This window comes from Methylobacterium sp. Gmos3 (genome assembly GCF_056430985.1).
This window is the reverse complement of sequence record NZ_JBWJYL010000002.1, coordinates 1-16,099: the sequence shown is the minus strand read 5'-3', so window position 1 is coordinate 16,099 and position 16,099 is coordinate 1. Positions and strand designations below refer to the sequence as shown.

Here is a 16,099-nt window from a genome sequence, read left to right as displayed (position 1 = left end):
CCCGCCGTCGAGTTGGCAGACTTGATTCGTCATGCCGGCCCACGGCAGAGGGACGTCGCAGCCCGGCGCTGTCGGGCCAGGGATTTTCGAGGAACCGGTTTCGTGAGCCAGACATCCGCGGCAGGGCGCGGCCCGTCTCCCGAGGCACGCCGCAGCGCTGTCTCGCCCGGCCCCGTTCATGATCGCTACGAGGCGCTGATCGCCACCGGCGCCATCGAGCGCGATCCGGCGCAGGTTGCTGCGGTGCGCAGCCTCGATGCGATCGCGCAGGAACTCGGCCGCCGCAAGCGCGCCAGCAAGGGCAGCGCCCTCGGCTGGCTGTTCAAGCGCAAGGACGAGCCTGAGCAGGTACGCGGCCTCTACGTCTGGGGTTCGGTCGGGCGCGGCAAGACCATGCTCATGGACCTGTTCTACGAGGCCGCGCCGGGACCCAAGCGCCGAGTCCATTTCCACGGGTTCCTCGCGGACGCGCACGAGCGCATTCACGCCTACCGGCAGGCGCTGAAGCGCGGCGAGGTGAAGGGCGACGATCCCATCGGCCCGGTCGCCGACGCTCTGGCGGACGAGGCCACGCTTCTGTGCTTCGATGAGTTCACCGTCACCGACATCGCGGACGCGATGATCCTGGGGCGGCTGTTCGATCACCTGTTCCGCCGGGGCGTGACCGTCATCGCGACGTCGAACGTCGAGCCGGACCGGCTCTACGAGGGCGGCCTAAACCGGGCGCTGTTCCTGCCCTTCATCGCGGTGCTGAAGGAGCGGGTCTCGGTACTGCGGCTCGATTCACGGACGGATTTCCGGCTGGAAAAGCTCGGCGGCGCGAAGGTCTGGCACGTGCCGGCGGATGGCGATGCCCGCGCCGCCCTCGATGCCGCTTTCAAGGGTCTCACCGGCCGCTCCAAGGGCGCGGCGGGGAGCCTGACGGTGCACGGCCGCGAGGTGAAGGTGCCGCAGGAGGCCGGCGGCGTCGCCCGGTTCGGGTTCGACGATCTCTGCCGCCAACCGCTCGGTGCCTCGGATTACATGGCCGTCGCCCGCGCCTACCACACGGTGCTAATCGACGGCATTCCGGTGATGCAGGAGGCCGAGCGCAACGAGGCCAAGCGCTTCATCACGCTCATCGACACGCTTTACGACCGGAACGTGAAACTCGTTGCCTCGGCGGAAGCGGAGGCGCAGGACCTCTACAAGGCCACCACCGGCCGGGAGGCCTTCGAGTTCGATCGCACGGTCTCGCGCCTCATCGAGATGCGCTCGGAAGAGTACATCGCCAAGCCGCACGGCCGGGCGACGTCCGAGGCCAGCGGATCGAGCAGCGGGCTGGTGGAGACGTAAGGGTAGGAGCAGGTAGCCTACCTGTCTCCAATCCACTCCCTCATCCTGAGATGCCCGCGTAAGCGGGCCTCGAAGGAGACATCCAGGACACTCGCGGCATGCTGGAAGCTTCCTTCGAGACCGCTTCGCGGCACCTCAGGATGAGGGGGGCGGATGGGAATCGGGGGGGCGTAGCGGACCAGCGAAGGCGCTCTACAAGCCCCGGAACGCCAGGGTCAGCGCGCCGATGGCGATGCCCCACAGGGCGAGCGTCGACCACACTGCGCGCAGGCGCTCGTTGCGGGCGAAGCGTTCGAGCCTCTTTGCGTCCCCCGTGCCGGCCTCATCGAGCCGAACCAGAACCCGCTTCAGGCGCACGGCGAGGTCGGGGAAGTCCGTCACCACGTCGGAGAGGGTCCGCAGCGCCTCCGCGCCGCTCTGAAGCCGGCCGATGGGGCCGAGATTGTGGGCGATCCAGGCGCGCACCACCGGCTCGGCGGTGGTCCACATGTCGAGCTTGGGATCGAGGGAGCGGGCCACGCCCTCCACCACCACCATGGTCTTCTGCAGCATCACCAGTTCGGTGCGCGTGCTCATGTCGAACAGGGCGGTGACGTCGAATAGCAGCGTCAGCACCTTGGCCATCGAGATCTCGTCGGCCTTGCGCTGGTGGATCGGCTCACCGATGGCGCGGATGGCCTGGGCGAAATCCTCCACCGAATGGTGCGCCGGCACATAGCCCGCCTCGAAATGCACCCGCGCCACCCGCAGGTAATCGCGGGTGATGAAGCCGAGCAGGATTTCGGCCAAGAAGCGCCGCTCGTTCGGCCCGAGCCGGCCCATGATCCCAAAATCGACCGCCACCAGCCGGCCCTGGCTGTCCACGAACAGGTTCCCCTGGTGCATGTCCGCGTGGAAGAACCCATCGCGGATCGCCTGCCGGAGGAAGGTCTGGATCACCGCGCGCCCCACCGCGCGCGGATCATGGCCCGCCGCGATGATGTCGGCGGGGCCGTGCAGCTTGATGCCGTCGATCCATTCGGAGGAGAGCACGTCGCGGGCGGTCAGCTCCCATTCGGGACGGGGCACCCGGAAATCCTCGTCGCCCTTGGTTTTCTCGGCCAGTTCCGAGGCGGCTGCCGCTTCGAGGCGAAAATCCATCTCCATCAGCACGGAGCGCGCGAGGATCTCCACCACCTCGCGCGGACGCAGGCGCTCGGCCTCGGGCGAGAGGGCGTGGACGATCCGCGCCATGAAGCGCATCACCTCCAGGTCGCGCTTGAACCCGTCGCGGACGCCGGGGCGCATCACCTTCACGGCGAGGGCGCGCTGGGTGCCGTCCGCATCCTGAACCACGGCCCGGTGGACCTGCGCGATGGAGGCGGCGGCGATGGGTTCGCTGAACGACACGAAGAGCTGGCCGATCGGCTTGCCGAACGCGGCCTCCACCACCCGCACGGCGGTGGCTTGCGGGAAGGGCGGTACCCGGTCCTGAAGCTTTTCGAGGTCGAGGGCGGCGCGCATCCCGACGATGTCGGGGCGGGTCGCCAGGAACTGCCCGAACTTCACGTAGGACGGCCCGAGCCGCGTCATCGCCGCCGACAGCCGCGCGGCGCCGTCGCCCAGGCCCTTCCGCTCGATGGAGCGGCCGACCTTCAGGGCAAAGCGCAGGACGGCCGGCATCTCGGACGGGTCGGCGAAGGCGAGCGCGCCCTCGCGGACGAGCACGAAGCCCACCCGCGCCCCACGGACGAGGTTGATGGCGGCGCCGATCACGAGTGCACCACCCTCAACTGACCTTCCAGCCGGAATGGATCGCCACGATGCCGCCGGAGAGCGGCCGGTCGGTGACATGGCGGAAGCCCGCGCGCTCGATCATGCCGGCGAAGGCGCCCCGCGTCGGGAATTTGCGGATCGACTCCACGAGGTAGCGATAGGAATCCGCATCGCCCGCCACCCGCGCGCCGATGCGCGGGATGACGTGGAAGGAATAGGCCTCGTAGACCTTGTCGAGCAACGGCACGTCGACCGCCGAGAATTCGAGGCACAGGAAGCGCCCGCCGGGCTTCAGCACCCGCCGCGCCTCGCTGAGCGCGAGATCGATGCGCGGCACGTTCCGGATGCCGAAGGCGATCGTGTACGAATCGAACGAAGCGTCCGGCAGCGGCAGGCTCTCGGCGTTGCCGGTGACGAAGTTCACCCGGCCTTCGTACTTCTCGGGTGCGCGTTCGGCGCCGACGCGCAGCATCGACTCGTTGATGTCGAGCACCGTCACCCGCGTCGCCGGGCCGCCCGCATCGAGGACCCGGAACGCCACGTCGCCCGTGCCGCCGGCCACGTCGAGATGGTCGTAGGGCCGGGTCTTGGACGGACGCAGCATCGAGACGAGCTGCGCCTTCCATGCCCGGTGAAGGCCCGCCGACATCAGGTCGTTCATCAGGTCGTAGCGGCGGGCCACGGAGTGGAACACGCTGTCGACGCGCCCCTGCTTCTCGCTGAGGGCCACGCGCTCGAAGCCAAAATCCGTGGTTTCGCGCCGCGAGCCTTCGTCCGACACCGTCATGCTGCTCCCGCCCTTCGCGCCCGGACCGCCGGGCGATCCGGGCGTCTTAGCCGGAGTCCGCCCACGCCGCCATGCGTCCCAGACGTCGTTTCGAGGTGTGTCTTCAGCCGACCCGCGCCTTCAGCGCCCCGGCGATGGCCTCGGCCATGGCCTTCGTGCCCATCGGGTTCGCGCCCTCGCCGGCGATGTCGGCCGTGCGGGCGCCCCCCGCCAGCGCATCGGTGATGGCGCCGTCGAGGGCATCCGCCGCATCGCCGAGGCCGAACGAGTAGCGCAGGCACATGGCCAGCGAGCCGATCATGGCGATGGGGTTCGCCTTGTCCTGCCCGGCGATGTCGGGCGCCGAGCCGTGCACCGGCTCGTAGAGGGCGCGGCGCAGGCCCTTCTCGTCCACGGCACCGAGGGAGGCCGAGGGCAGCATCCCGAGGGAGCCGGTGAGCATCGCCGCGATGTCCGAGAGCACGTCGCCGAACAGGTTGTCGGTCACGAGCACGTCGAACTGCTTCGGGCGGCGCACCAGCTGCATGGCGCAGTTGTCGGCCAGGATATGTTCCAGTTCGATGTCGGCGTAGTGCTCGGCATGGACGCGGGTGACGACCTCCTTCCACAGGACGCCGGTCTTCATCACGTTGTGCTTCTCAGCCGAGGCGACGCGGCCCGAGCGCTTGCCCGCGAGATCGAAGGCGACATGCGCGATGCGCTCGATCTCGCCCGTCGTGTAGACCTGCGTGTCGACCGCCCGCTTGCCGCCATCCGGCAGCTCGGTGATCTGCTTCGGCTCGCCGAAATAGACGCCGCCGGTCAGCTCGCGCACGATCATGATGTCGAGGCCTTCGACCAGCTCGCGCTTGAGCGCGGAGGCCTCGGCCAGGGCCGGGTAGCAGATCGCCGGACGCAGATTCGCGAAAAGGTCGAGATCCTTACGCAGGCGCAGGAGCCCCGCCTCGGGGCGGTTCTCGTAGGCGACGCCCGCCCATTTCGGCCCGCCCACCGCGCCGAGGAGGATCGCGTCGGCGTCCTTCGCGCGCTGCAGGGTCGCGTCCGCCAGCGGCACGCCATGGGCATCGATGGCGCAGCCGCCGACGAGGTCGGTCTCGGTCTCGAAGCTGGCGAGCCCGGTCTCCTTCAGCGCGCCGAGCACTTCCTGAAGCCCGCCCGCCACTTCCGGGCCGATGCCGTCGCCGGGCAGGAGCAGGAGTTTGTAGCTGGCCATGGTGGGTCTCGCGCACGATTTGAGAGAACTTGCGCGGCTTTAGTGCGGTCTCCGTCCGAGGGGAAGCCGTCCGCGCCCGCCATGCCCTTGAGTTTCGAACGGTGCGGATGTACCTCTTCGCGCCTGACGCGCGACTTCGGCCGCGCGACCCATGAGGAGAGACGAGCCTTGGCCAGCGCCGGCTCAGCGTCCGAGACCGCCGGTGCCGCTCACGCGGCCCTGCTGTCGCGCGCGCGCCCGGTCCTCCTCCTCGACCTTCTGCTTACCCGCCCCTGAGGGCCGTCCGGGCATGCGCCTGGGCCCTTAGGGGATTTTGTTTCGCGAATAGCCGCCCGACGAGGGCATATCCCGCCTCCGGCCAGCAGCCCGGGCGGAGCGCGACAGGGTTCAAGAAGGCGACACGATGAGCACCCAATCCCCGACCCAGACGACCGGCACCCGTGACCGCGTCCTGATCTTCGACACGACTTTGCGCGACGGCGAGCAATGCCCCGGCGCGACCATGACCTTCGACGAGAAGCTCGCGGTCGCCGAACTGCTCGACACGATGGGCGTCGACATCATCGAGGCCGGCTTCCCCATCGCCTCCATCGGCGATTTCGAGGCTGTGTCCGAGATCGCCCGCCGCACCAAGCGCGCCACCATCGCCGGGCTGGCCCGCGCCATCACCGCCGACATCGCCCGCGCCGGCGAGGCCGTGCGGCACGCCCAGCGCGGACGCATCCACACCTTCGTCTCGACCTCGCCGATCCATCTCGCGCACCAGATGCGCAAGACGCAGGACGAGGTGCTGGAGATCATCCTGAAGACCGTGGCGCAGGCCCGCGACCTCATCGAGGACGTGGAATGGTCGGCCATGGACGCAACCCGCACGCCCATCGATTACCTGTGCCGCTGCGTCGAGGCGGCGATCAAGGCGGGCGCCACCACCATCAACCTGCCCGACACGGTGGGCTACGCCACGCCTGCCGAGTACCGGGAGATGTTCCGGGCCGTGCGCGAGCGCGTGCCGAACGCCGACAAGGCGATCTTCTCCGTGCACTGCCATAACGACCTCGGCCTCGCCATCGCGAACTCGCTGGCGGGCATCGAGGGCGGCGCCCGGCAGGTGGAATGCACCATCAACGGCATCGGCGAGCGGGCGGGCAACGCGGCGCTCGAAGAGATCGTGATGGCGATCCGCACCCGCGCCGACGTGATGCCCTACGAGACAGGCATCGAATCGCAGATGCTGACGCGCGCCTCGAAGCTCGTGAGCCATGCCACGAACTTCCCGGTGCAGTTCAACAAGGCGATCGTCGGCCGGAACGCCTTCGCGCACGAGAGCGGCATCCATCAGGACGGGATGCTGAAGAATTCCGAGACCTACGAAATCATGACGCCGGCCTCGGTCGGCCTCACCAAGACCTCCCTCGTCATGGGCAAGCATTCCGGCCGGGCGGCCTTCCGCTCCAAGTTGGACGATCTCGGCCTGCACCTGTCCGATAACCAGTTCCAGGACGCGTTCGAGCGCTTCAAGGCGTTGGCCGACCGGAAGAAGCACGTCTACGACGAGGATATCGAGGCTCTGGTGGACGAGAACCTCGCCACGGCGCAGGACCGGATCCGGCTGGTCTCCCTGTCGGTCATCGCGGGCACGCGCGGGCCGCAGCGGGCGACCTTGCGCATTCAGGACGAGGCCGGCTCGCGGATCGAGGAAGCGGACGGCAACGGGCCGGTGGATGCGGTGTTCAACGCGATCCGCGCCCTGGTTCCGCACGAAGCGCAGCTCGACCTCTACGACGTCCACGCCGTGACCGGCGGCACCGATGCTCAGGCCGAGGTGACGGTGCGCCTGCGCGACGGCGATCGCAGCATCACCGCCCGCGGCGCCGACCCGGACACGCTGGTGGCGTCGGCCAAGGCTTATCTGTCTGCCCTGAACAAGCTCTCGGCCCAGGCCGTGCGGCTCCATGCACAGCACGCGGCGGCCGAGTGAGAAAAAATCGCCACCGGGGGTGGACAGCCCCCGGTGGCATTGGTATCAGCCCGGCACCCCAGACGGACTTGGTGGCCGGCCGGGGGCGATCACTGAAGTGATCGGGCGCATAGCTCAGTTGGTAGAGCAGCTGACTCTTAATCAGCGGGTCCTAGGTTCGAACCCTAGTGCGCCCACCAAGCAAATCAGACAGCCACATCTGAAATTGGATAAGTCGCAGTGATGCGGCTGTCACCGGACGACTGTCCGGTTGATGCTGGCGGACCAATCCGCGTCGCGCCGAATCGGTAATCAGCACCGCTGATTAACCGGCGCACTACTTCCATCGGTCACTCGCTTCACCTACCGGCAAACCATATCCTCGCCTCATGCGTTGAGACCGGGTCGATGCCTTAGTGCGGCCCCGGTCCTGCCCGAGGTCTTCCTCGGGCGTCGACCCGGCCGTCGAGCGATGGTTCATCGCGGGTAGTGGGATGGTGTTGGAAACAGAGAACGCTCACGATCCCTGCGTCGCGCTGACGAAGGCTGCGAAGCTTCTCGCAATGGCTTCCGGCATCGATGAGCTTGTGGCGGTCCTTTGCGACTACGCCCGTTCCGTTGTCGGCTCCGATGGCATTGCCGTGATCCTGCGCGAGGGCGAGCGCTGCCGCTATGTGGCCGAGGATTCGATCGAACCCCTGTGGCGCGGTCAGAGCTTCCCACTGACCGAGTGCGTCTCCGGCTGGGCGATGCTGCACAATCGCTCCGTGATCATTCCCGACATCGAGAACGATCCTCGGGTTCCGCTCGCGTCTTACCTGCGGACATCCATACGCACCCTCGCGATGGTGCCCATCGGTGAGCCTGAACCCATGGCGGCGCTCGGCGCCTATTGGTGCGCGTTCGTCGAGCCCGATGCCGGAACCGTGCGGCGGCTTGAAATGCTCGCACAGGCAGCGGGGACCGCCCTCGGGCGGCTTTCCATAAACCGCGAAGCCGAGGCAGCCGCGGGTTAAGCCGCCGACTCTCACGGCTGCCGCGCTATGAGCACCTCGACTCGCCGGTTGCGGGCGCGGGCGTCCTCAGTTGCGTTGTCGGTGATCGGCTCGTCCGACCCCCGGCCGGCGACCGCGACTCGCGCTTGATCCGAAAGCGCCGGGCGGATCAGGGCAGCGACCGCCTCGGCCCGTGCCACGGACAGGGCCTGATTGTCCCGGAAGGTGCCGCCAGGCCGCACCGGCTGATCGTCCGTATAACCGACGATTCGGACCGAACCCTTTTCCAGCTCCACAACGTCGGCAATGCGCCGGACAAGCCCGATGCAGGTGGGCAGCACCCGGGCGTCGGCCGACGAGAACGCCACGACGTTGCCGATGCGGATGGCGATCCAGCTGCCGAACGGTTCCACGGCGATCGATCCTCCCGCGATCTCGTCGCGGAGCGCCCCCCGGATACGCTCAAGCTGGCTCGGCTTGGGCAGGACGCTGGCGATGATCTGTGCCGGGCCCTCGATCTTCGGCGCAGGCAACAGATACGGAAACAGAAGTGAAATGATCAAGAGGATCGCAATGAGCATGACACTATAAAAGCCGGTCTGGAAATAGCGAAGTCGTACTTGAGCGTTCACGGGTCCGATGTGCCCCTCTCACACCCTATGCACCGATAATGCGGGTGCATCGTCCGGCTAGACGTCGCCCCGTCGCCCATCACAGAGGGCTTGGCGCAAGCTGTCGACGCTTCACTGGACTAATTCATGAGATGTTTTGCGATAAGCTCCGTGAATATCGTGTGACACGGGGGTTCTGGAATTTTTGGTTTCATCGATACGCGTGGACAACTTATAGTATTTCGTCCTATATTGGCGCATTTTGCTGATTGTCATCTTTACGTCAAATAAACGAATTACGGCGTCAGCCATGAATTCATTGTCATCGAAATTGAAAGAGCGACGTCGAGCCGCTGTATCGACGCCAATCTTCAGCGATCCGCGTATTATCCTGGGATCATCGCTGATCAATACGGCGAAAAGCGGAGTCAGTCTCCGTGCCACGCCGGAATATGAGGAGCTTGAGGAGCGCTTCAAACAACTCGAAGCGGAAGGTCCGGCGGCGGTCGAGTGGAAAGAGGTCGCCCGCATCGCTACGGCCCTGATCGAGGCTTACGGCAAGGATCTCGTCGTCGGCTGCTGGCTGACCTACGCCCTGTGCCGGCTGGAACGGTACCAGGGCCTTGCCGCCGGCCTCGGCATCCTGCGAGGTATGATCACCCAGCATTGGGAGACGATGCAGCCGCCGGTCGACCGAGAACGGGCGCGCGCCGGCGCCCTGGAATGGCTCGCGGGGCGGGCGGCCCTCCTCTGTGATGCCGAGCCGACCGAGGATGAAGGTCCCGCCGTCCTCTACGCCGTCGAAGCGCTCGGCGAGATCGAGCGGGAGATGGCGCAGCGGCTCAAACGGGTCCCGTGCTCGCTCGATGAACTGGTCCGCGCCCTGAATCCCAGGCGGGACGATGTCCGCCGCGCCCAAGCGGAAGCCGAGCGGCTGCGGGAAGAGGAGGCCGCGAAGGCGCAACTCCCGGTGCCGACCGCGGCGGCGACGCCCGCATCGCCTCCTGTCGATCCGGCCACGGTCGAGGGTCTGCCGGAGACCCTACGCAGCCTTTCCGCGGGAATGATGGCCGCCGACCCCAGGGATTTCCGGCCATACCTACTTTCGCGCGTCGCATCGTGGTGGCGCATCCGGCAGATACCTCAGAACGACAAGGGCCGTACTCAGGCGATGCCGCCGGTCGAAGAGACGGCGGCTTTGCGGGAGCTGTGTCGGAGCGGGCAAGACGTCGCCGCGCTCCTGGCGCTGAACGATCTGGTCTGGACCGCCCCGTTCTGGATCGAGGGCCATCGAATCGCGGCCGAAATCCTCCGGCGCATGGGGCCGGACTATACGGATGCCCATGCGACGGTCTGCGGGGCGATGTCTCTGTTGTTCCGCCGACATCCGGCGCTGACGTCGCTCAGCTTCGCGGACGGTACGCCGCTGGTGGGGGCGGAGACGCGGGCGTGGCTTGCCGAATGCGGCGGGTCTCCCGCCGATTTGGACGACGGTCTCGACCGGATCCAGGCCGAGGTCCGCACGCTCATCGCCTCCGGCCGGGGCAAGGAGGCCGTGGACCGCATGGCCGCGCTGACCCAGAGCGGTGGCAACGGCAGCGGTCGCGACCGTCTGCTCCGGCAGATCGCGCAAGCCCAATTCTGCCTCGATGTCGGGCTGGTCGCGGCCGCCCTGCCGCTTCTCGACCATCTCGATCACCTTCTCGAGGCGCACAACCTCGAGAGTTTCGAGCCCGCCCTCGCGGCGCAGGTGGCCGAACTTCGGTTCCGCGCCCTGACCCATGCCGACGCGTTCAAACTCGTGCCTGAAGATCGCCGCCGCCAAGGGCTCGATCTGACCCGCCAGCGGCTCGTCAGGCTCGACTTTGCCACAGCCGCTCGTCTGTTCCGCTGAGGACAGACGCACGGGTAACCCGCTCACAGACGAGAGAGAGCGATGTCCAAAGAGGTATCTGTCGCGCCTAAAGAACGCGTCAACATCAAGTTCCGGCCCAGTACCGGCAACCAACGGGAAGAGATCGAGCTACCGTTGAAGCTCCTCATGCTCGGCGATTTCACCGGCAGGCCGGATGAAAGGCCTGTCGACGACCGTCCCCCGGTCGATATCAACAAGGACAACTTCGACGAGGTTCTCAAGAGCCACGCCCTCGAGCTTTCGCTCAATGTGCCGAACCGGCTCGAAGACGGCCGGGACGACAGCGAAATGCGCGTCAACCTCGCCTTCTCGCGCCTCAGGGATTTCGAGCCCGAGTCCCTCGCCCGGCAGGTGCCGGAACTCGCGGCGCTGCTGCAATTGCGCGAGGCGCTCGTCGCCCTGCGCGGGCCCCTCGGCAACGTCCCGACCTTCCGCAAGACGATCCAGGGGATGCTCGAGAATGAGAGCACGCGCGAGAAGCTTCTTCTCGAACTCACCGGCCCCGAGGCCGGCGACGCCAACTGAACCCGCCCACGCACCAGGACGCCATCCATGACAGTCCAGTATTCCACCGAGGTGCAGGCGACGCCCACCGTCCCGCACAATCTTCCCCTGCTCAACCAAATTCTCAGCGAGACCAAGGTACAGCCCACCGACGAGGGCTACGACATCGCCCGGCGAGGCGTCGCGGCCTTCGTCTATGAGCTGATGCAGCCCCGGCGGAAGAACGAGCAGATCAATAACGGCGTCATCGACCAGATGATCGCCGATATCGACGGTAAAATCTCACGGCAGATCGACGAGATCCTCCATCACAAGGCGTTCCAGACACTCGAATCGTCCTGGCGCGGCCTCAAATTCGTCGTAGACCGCACGGATTTCCGCCAGAACGTGCGCCTCGAAGTCCTGAACTGTTCGAAATCGGATTTGCTGGCCGATTTCGAGGACAGTCCCGAGGTGGTCAAGTCCGGCCTCTATCGGCACATCTACTCGGCGGAGTTCGGCCAGTTCGGCGGCAAGCCCTACGGGGCGGTCATCGCAAATTACACGTTCGGCGCTGGAGCTTCGGACGTGAAGCTGATGCGGTTCATGTCGAGTGTCGGCGCCATCTCGCATGCGCCGATGATCGCCGCCGCCGCGCCGGAGATGTTCGGCGCCGAGACTTACGAGGATATCGCCAACCTCAAGGATTTCGATTCGATCTTCGAGGGACCGCGCTATTCCCGCTGGAACGCGTTCCGCCAGACCGAGGATGCCCGCTATTTCGGCCTGACCCTGCCGCGTTTTCTGCTGCGCCTGCCCTACGGCTCCGAGGCCGCGGCCGTGAAATCCTTCAACTATGAGGAGAAGAGCGGCGGCTCGACAACGAACTACCTGTGGGGCAACGCGGCCTTCGCCTTCGCGACGCGGCTCACTGAATCCTTCGCGCTCTACCGCTGGTGCCCGAACATTATCGGGCCTCAATCCGGCGGCGTGGTCGACAACCTTCCGGTCCATAACTTCGAATCGATGGGCCAGTTGCAGAGCAAGGTGCCGACCGAGGTTCTGATAACCGACCGCCGGGAATTCGAACTCGCCGAGCAGGGCTTCATTGCGCTCACCATGCGCAAGGGCAGCAACAACGCCGCCTTCTTCTCGGCCAACTCGGTTCAGAAGCCGAAATTCTTCGGGACCAGCGAGGAGGGCCGGCGCGCCGAGCTGAACTACAAGCTCGGGTCGCAGCTTTCCTACATGTTCATGATCAATCGGTTGGCGCACTACATCAAGATCCTGCAGCGCGAGAATATCGGTTCCTGGAAAAACAAGGCCGAGCTGCAAGACGAGCTCGGCAAGTGGATCGGCCAGTATGTCGTCGATCAGGACAATCCGGCCCCCGAAGTCCGGGCCCGCCGCCCGCTTCGGAAGGCCGAGATCCGCGTCCAGGACGTCGAGGGCGAGCCCGGTTGGTACCGTGTCGGCCTGTCGGTGATCCCCCACTTCAAATACATGGGCTCCGATTTCACCCTCTCCCTCACCGGTAAGCTCGACAAACTGTGAGGCTTACGGGGCCGTCGCGTTCGACGCGGCGGCCCGCGACAGGGGGGTGAGCGGTGGCGAGTCTCTTCGAGCGATTGGAGGCGGCGAGCGTCGGTGGGGCGATCCAATCGCGTCCATCGAGCCAGGCGGAAAGCGTGCTGAGCAACGTTCGCCGGATCCTGAACGCCCGGCAGGGTTGCTGCCAGACCCGGCACGATTTCGGCCTACCCGATGTCGTTCACCTGTCGGACGAAGCGTCGGAGGCCGTTCCTGAGATCGGCCGTGCGGTGAAACTCCTGCTCGAGCGGTTCGAGCCGCGCCTGCGGAACATCACCGTCCGGCCCATGCCGACGGCGGAGATGATGAGCGTGTACACGTTCGCAATCTCCGCCACTCTTTCCGACGACGCGCGGGAAGGGGGCCTTCGCTTCGACGCGGTCGTCGATCGCGACGGGCAAGTCCATCTCAAGGATTAGCAACAGCGATCGGCGTGCACCGGATCGGCACGCGGCAACGCGGCGCCCCGCCTCATCGCCGAAACAACTCCGGCCGTCACGGCGGACGGAGCGTCGCAATTCCTGAAAGCAAAACGCCTCGGAACGGCGGGAATTTCAGATCTGATTCGCTCCGCTCACAAGGACGGGTCTGTTCTCTCCAGTTTTCGTCGTCGGCTCCTACGATACGGCGCACCGTTCCGGCTCTTTATGCCGAGGAAGTCAGGCAATCAGAGCATGTCGCTCAACGCATTGTACGAGAACGAGCTGTCCTACCTGCGAGAACTCGGGCAAGACTTCGCCCGAGCCAATCCCAGGCTGGCTGGCTTTCTCTCCCGGGAGGCGAGCGACCCCGATGTCGAGCGTCTGCTCGAAGGCTTCGCCTTCAACGTCGCGCAGCTTCGGCAGAAGCTCGAAGACGAGATGCCGGAACTCGTGCACGGCCTCATCCGGCTGCTGTGGCCGCACTACTTGCGGCCCATCCCGCCGATGAGCGTAGTGGCGTTCGCGCCGGTGAATGACGGCGAGACCGGTGCTGTCATGGTGCCGGCCGGAATCTCGGTGGCGTCGCGGCCGATCGACGGAGTCTCCTGCCGCTTCCGCACCTGCTACCCGGTCGAAGTCCTGCCCTTGGCGATCACCGATCTCGAGGGCGAGAGCGGTCCGGCGGGTGCGCGGCTGGCGCTGACCATCCAGGCAACCGGCCGAGCCAGCTTGCAAGCCCTTCAGGGCGGGACATTGCGCCTGTTCCTGAACACGGAGCGCGAGCCCTCCGTCGGGCGCACGCTGCTCCTGTGGCTGTCGCGGCATCTGCGGGCGATCGTGCTCACGAACGAGGCCGGCGAGAGCATTGAGCTTCCCGGCGATGTGATCCGGCCCGTCGGGTTCGGCCCGGATGAGGCTGTGATTCCCTATCCGCCGAACGCCTTCGCGGGATTCCGCTACCTCCAGGAATACCTCGCCTTCCCGCAGAAATTCCTGTTCCTCGACGTCACGGGATTGCAAGCCGCGGCGCAAATGTCCGGGCGGCGCCTCACGATGACTTTCCGGTTCGGGCGAGCCTTCCCGGATCAGTTGCGCATCATGCGCGACCACATCGCGCTGAACTGCACTCCGGTCATCAACCTGTTCTCGCAGGACGCGCATCCCCTCCGCCTCGACCGCTCGCGCAGTGAGTACCGGGTCGTTACCGGCGGGCATCCCGACGCCGCCATCTACGGCATCGACAGCGTGACGGGCTACACGCAGGGGAAGGCGGGGCGGATCGATTACGAACCGTTCGAGACGTTCCGCCATGACCTCCCCGGCGAAGACGGGACGCGCCCCTTCTTCCGGGAACGCCTGCGGCCGGCGGCGGTCGGGCGCGGCATCGACCATTTCCTGTCCTTCGTGACACCCGAAACGGCACTGACCGGAGCCGCCGGGGAGGTGGTCTCGGTGTCGCTGACCTGCACCAACGGTGCCTTGGCGGAGCGCCTTGCGGTCGGCATGATCGATCAGCCGACTTCGGAGACGCCGGCGACGGTTCGCTGCACCAACGTGATGGGCGTGAGCCCGCACACCCCGCCGCCTGTGGGCGAGAGCCTGCTCTGGCGCCTCATCTCCAACCTCGCGCGCAACTTCTCATCGCTTGCCGATGTCGGCGCCCTGCGCACGCTCTTCGCGAGCTACGAGTTCCGCGCGATCCACGATCTCCAGGCGCAGCGCCGCCTGGAACTGCTGCAGGAGGCCCTCGAGGAGTTCACCCACAGCGCCGAAGATGGGGTGATAGCGGGTTGCCCGGTGCGCCTGCGTAGCCTGGTCTGCACCGTGAGCGAGGGCAAGATCGGCGGCGAAGCGGAACTCTTCCTGCTCGGCGCCGTGCTCGATCGGTTCTTCACAGTCTATGCAAGCCTGAACACCCTGCACCGCTTCACGATCCGCGGGAGCGACACCAAGGTCGAGTATCGGTGGCAGCCCCGTCGCGGCACGGCGGTCGGCCTATGAGCGACACCGTCCTTCCCGAGGCCAGCGCGATCCAGTTTAACGAACTGTGTCTGTGGCTGGAGAGGCGCTACCCCCAGCCGGGGGGAATCGGCTCGACATTCTCGCCCCGGCGCGAAACCGTGCGCTTCCGAGCCAACCCGTCGTTGAGCTTTCCGCCGGAGGAAGTCGCGGCGATCGATCCGCCGCGAGAGGATGGGGGGCCCGTCACGGTCACGGCGAACCTCTTCGGCTTACATGGGCCATCCTCGCCCCTGCCGCCGTCCCTGACGGAGCGGGTCGTCCTGGCCGACGATTCGGGGGCGTTGCGGGACTTTCTGGATCTCTTCAACCACCGTTTGCTGTCGTTGCTGTTCCTGGTGTGGAAGCATTATCGGCACCATCAGCGTTACCGGAGCGGTGCGTCGGATCCGATCTCCGGTACGGTGGCGGCCCTGTTCGGTATGCTGACCGACGATGCGCGGACGGCGCGACCGCTGCTCATGCCCTATGCGGGCATCTTGTCCCTTTCCAATCGCTCGGCACCGGTGCTGGCGAGCATCGTGGGCGACTTCTTCCAGATCCCCTGCGCGGTCGAGGAATTCGTCGCGCGGGAAATCCGCATCCCGGATGAGGCACGCTGGCAACTGGGCGGGAGTGGACTCGCCCTCGGGATCGACACGATCACCGGCGAGCGGATGGGCGATGCGGCCGGGAAATTCCGCCTTCGACTCGGGCCGCTCAGCGCCAAGCGTTGCAATCAATTATTGCCAGACGGGAAAGATCATCGACCGCTGGTTGAAATATTTCGGCTGGCGATTCGGGATCCCCTGGACTGGGATTTGGCATTCATTCTCTCTCCAGGCGAAGCCAAAGCGTTTGTTCTCGGCGATAATCGGCTCGGTTGGGAAGGATGGCTGGGCGACGAGGCAGAAATGGTCCGCCCCCACTGAAGTGGTCCGCCCTTTGGTATGGCTTTTGAGCCTGGAGGACGGACGACATGGCCAAGCATCCGAAGCCCGAGGAGATCGTCGCCAAGCTACGGCAGGCGGATGTGCT

At 66.3% G+C, this 16,099-nt stretch carries 13 protein-coding genes and 1 tRNA gene; 10 read left to right on the top strand and 4 right to left on the bottom strand.

The annotated features are described in order from the left end of the window. Window positions 1-102: 102 nt before the first annotated feature. Window positions 103-1,335 (top strand): cell division protein ZapE, encoded by a 1,233-nt coding sequence (zapE, locus tag ACS5Q7_RS03490; RefSeq protein WP_478338039.1) that lies wholly within the window; start codon window positions 103-105, stop codon window positions 1,333-1,335. Window positions 1,336-1,527: 192 nt separating this feature from the next. Here zapE and ubiB read toward each other — a convergent pair whose 3' ends face one another. From ubiB to leuB, 3 genes are all read right to left on the bottom strand, one after another. Next, window positions 1,528-3,090, bottom strand: coding sequence for a 2-polyprenylphenol 6-hydroxylase (gene ubiB, locus ACS5Q7_RS03485; protein ID WP_478338038.1), 1,563 nt, complete (start codon window positions 3,088-3,090; stop codon window positions 1,528-1,530). 13 nt (window positions 3,091-3,103) lie between these two features. After that, on the bottom strand, window positions 3,104-3,877 hold the full coding sequence (ubiE, locus tag ACS5Q7_RS03480) for a bifunctional demethylmenaquinone methyltransferase/2-methoxy-6-polyprenyl-1,4-benzoquinol methylase UbiE (RefSeq protein ID WP_478338037.1): 774 nt from the start codon (window positions 3,875-3,877) through the stop codon (window positions 3,104-3,106). A 103-nt stretch (window positions 3,878-3,980) separates the two neighbouring features. Then, complete coding sequence (leuB, locus tag ACS5Q7_RS03475) at window positions 3,981-5,090, bottom strand: 3-isopropylmalate dehydrogenase (RefSeq protein WP_478338036.1); 1,110 nt, start codon at window positions 5,088-5,090, stop codon at window positions 3,981-3,983. Between the two features lie 403 nt (window positions 5,091-5,493). Here leuB and ACS5Q7_RS03470 point away from each other — a divergent pair, with 403 nt between their 5' ends. From ACS5Q7_RS03470 to ACS5Q7_RS03460, 3 genes are all read left to right on the top strand, one after another. Continuing rightward, window positions 5,494-7,068: a 2-isopropylmalate synthase gene (locus ACS5Q7_RS03470; RefSeq protein WP_478338035.1), complete on the top strand. Its 1,575-nt coding sequence runs from the start codon at window positions 5,494-5,496 to the stop codon at window positions 7,066-7,068. Window positions 7,069-7,171: 103 nt separating this feature from the next. After that, window positions 7,172-7,247 (top strand) — tRNA-Lys (locus ACS5Q7_RS03465). Window positions 7,248-7,541: 294 nt separating this feature from the next. Further along, window positions 7,542-8,063: a GAF domain-containing protein gene (locus ACS5Q7_RS03460; protein WP_478338034.1), complete on the top strand. Its 522-nt coding sequence runs from the start codon at window positions 7,542-7,544 to the stop codon at window positions 8,061-8,063. Between the two features lie 11 nt (window positions 8,064-8,074). On the opposite strand, the gene ACS5Q7_RS03455 is transcribed toward ACS5Q7_RS03460, so the two are convergent. After that, complete coding sequence (locus tag ACS5Q7_RS03455) at window positions 8,075-8,623, bottom strand: OmpA family protein (protein WP_478338033.1); 549 nt, start codon at window positions 8,621-8,623, stop codon at window positions 8,075-8,077. A gap of 292 nt (window positions 8,624-8,915) precedes the next feature. Between ACS5Q7_RS03455 and tssA the strand changes: the two genes are divergently transcribed. The 6 genes from tssA (at window position 8,916) to tssG (ending at window position 15,993) form a co-directional block, all read left to right on the top strand. Beyond that, entirely contained in the window at window positions 8,916-10,547 is a 1,632-nt protein-coding gene (tssA, locus tag ACS5Q7_RS03450) for a type VI secretion system protein TssA (protein WP_478338032.1), read from the top strand. A gap of 42 nt (window positions 10,548-10,589) precedes the next feature. Further along, window positions 10,590-11,093, top strand: a complete 504-nt coding sequence (gene tssB, locus ACS5Q7_RS03445) for a type VI secretion system contractile sheath small subunit (protein WP_478338031.1) — start codon at window positions 10,590-10,592, stop codon at window positions 11,091-11,093. A gap of 27 nt (window positions 11,094-11,120) precedes the next feature. Then, the gene (tssC, locus tag ACS5Q7_RS03440) at window positions 11,121-12,605 is read left to right on the top strand and encodes a type VI secretion system contractile sheath large subunit (protein ID WP_478338030.1); all 1,485 of its coding nucleotides are present in this window, start codon (window positions 11,121-11,123) and stop codon (window positions 12,603-12,605) included. Between the two features lie 53 nt (window positions 12,606-12,658). Next, entirely contained in the window at window positions 12,659-13,060 is a 402-nt protein-coding gene (gene tssE, locus ACS5Q7_RS03435) for a type VI secretion system baseplate subunit TssE (protein ID WP_478338029.1), read from the top strand. 255 nt (window positions 13,061-13,315) lie between these two features. Then, on the top strand, window positions 13,316-15,064 hold the full coding sequence (gene tssF / locus ACS5Q7_RS03430) for a type VI secretion system baseplate subunit TssF (RefSeq protein ID WP_478338028.1): 1,749 nt from the start codon (window positions 13,316-13,318) through the stop codon (window positions 15,062-15,064). After that, entirely contained in the window at window positions 15,061-15,993 is a 933-nt protein-coding gene (gene tssG / locus ACS5Q7_RS03425; RefSeq protein ID WP_478338027.1) for a type VI secretion system baseplate subunit TssG, read from the top strand. The genes tssF and tssG overlap by 4 nt, the downstream gene beginning before the upstream one ends. The last annotated feature ends 106 nt before the right edge of the window (window positions 15,994-16,099 follow it).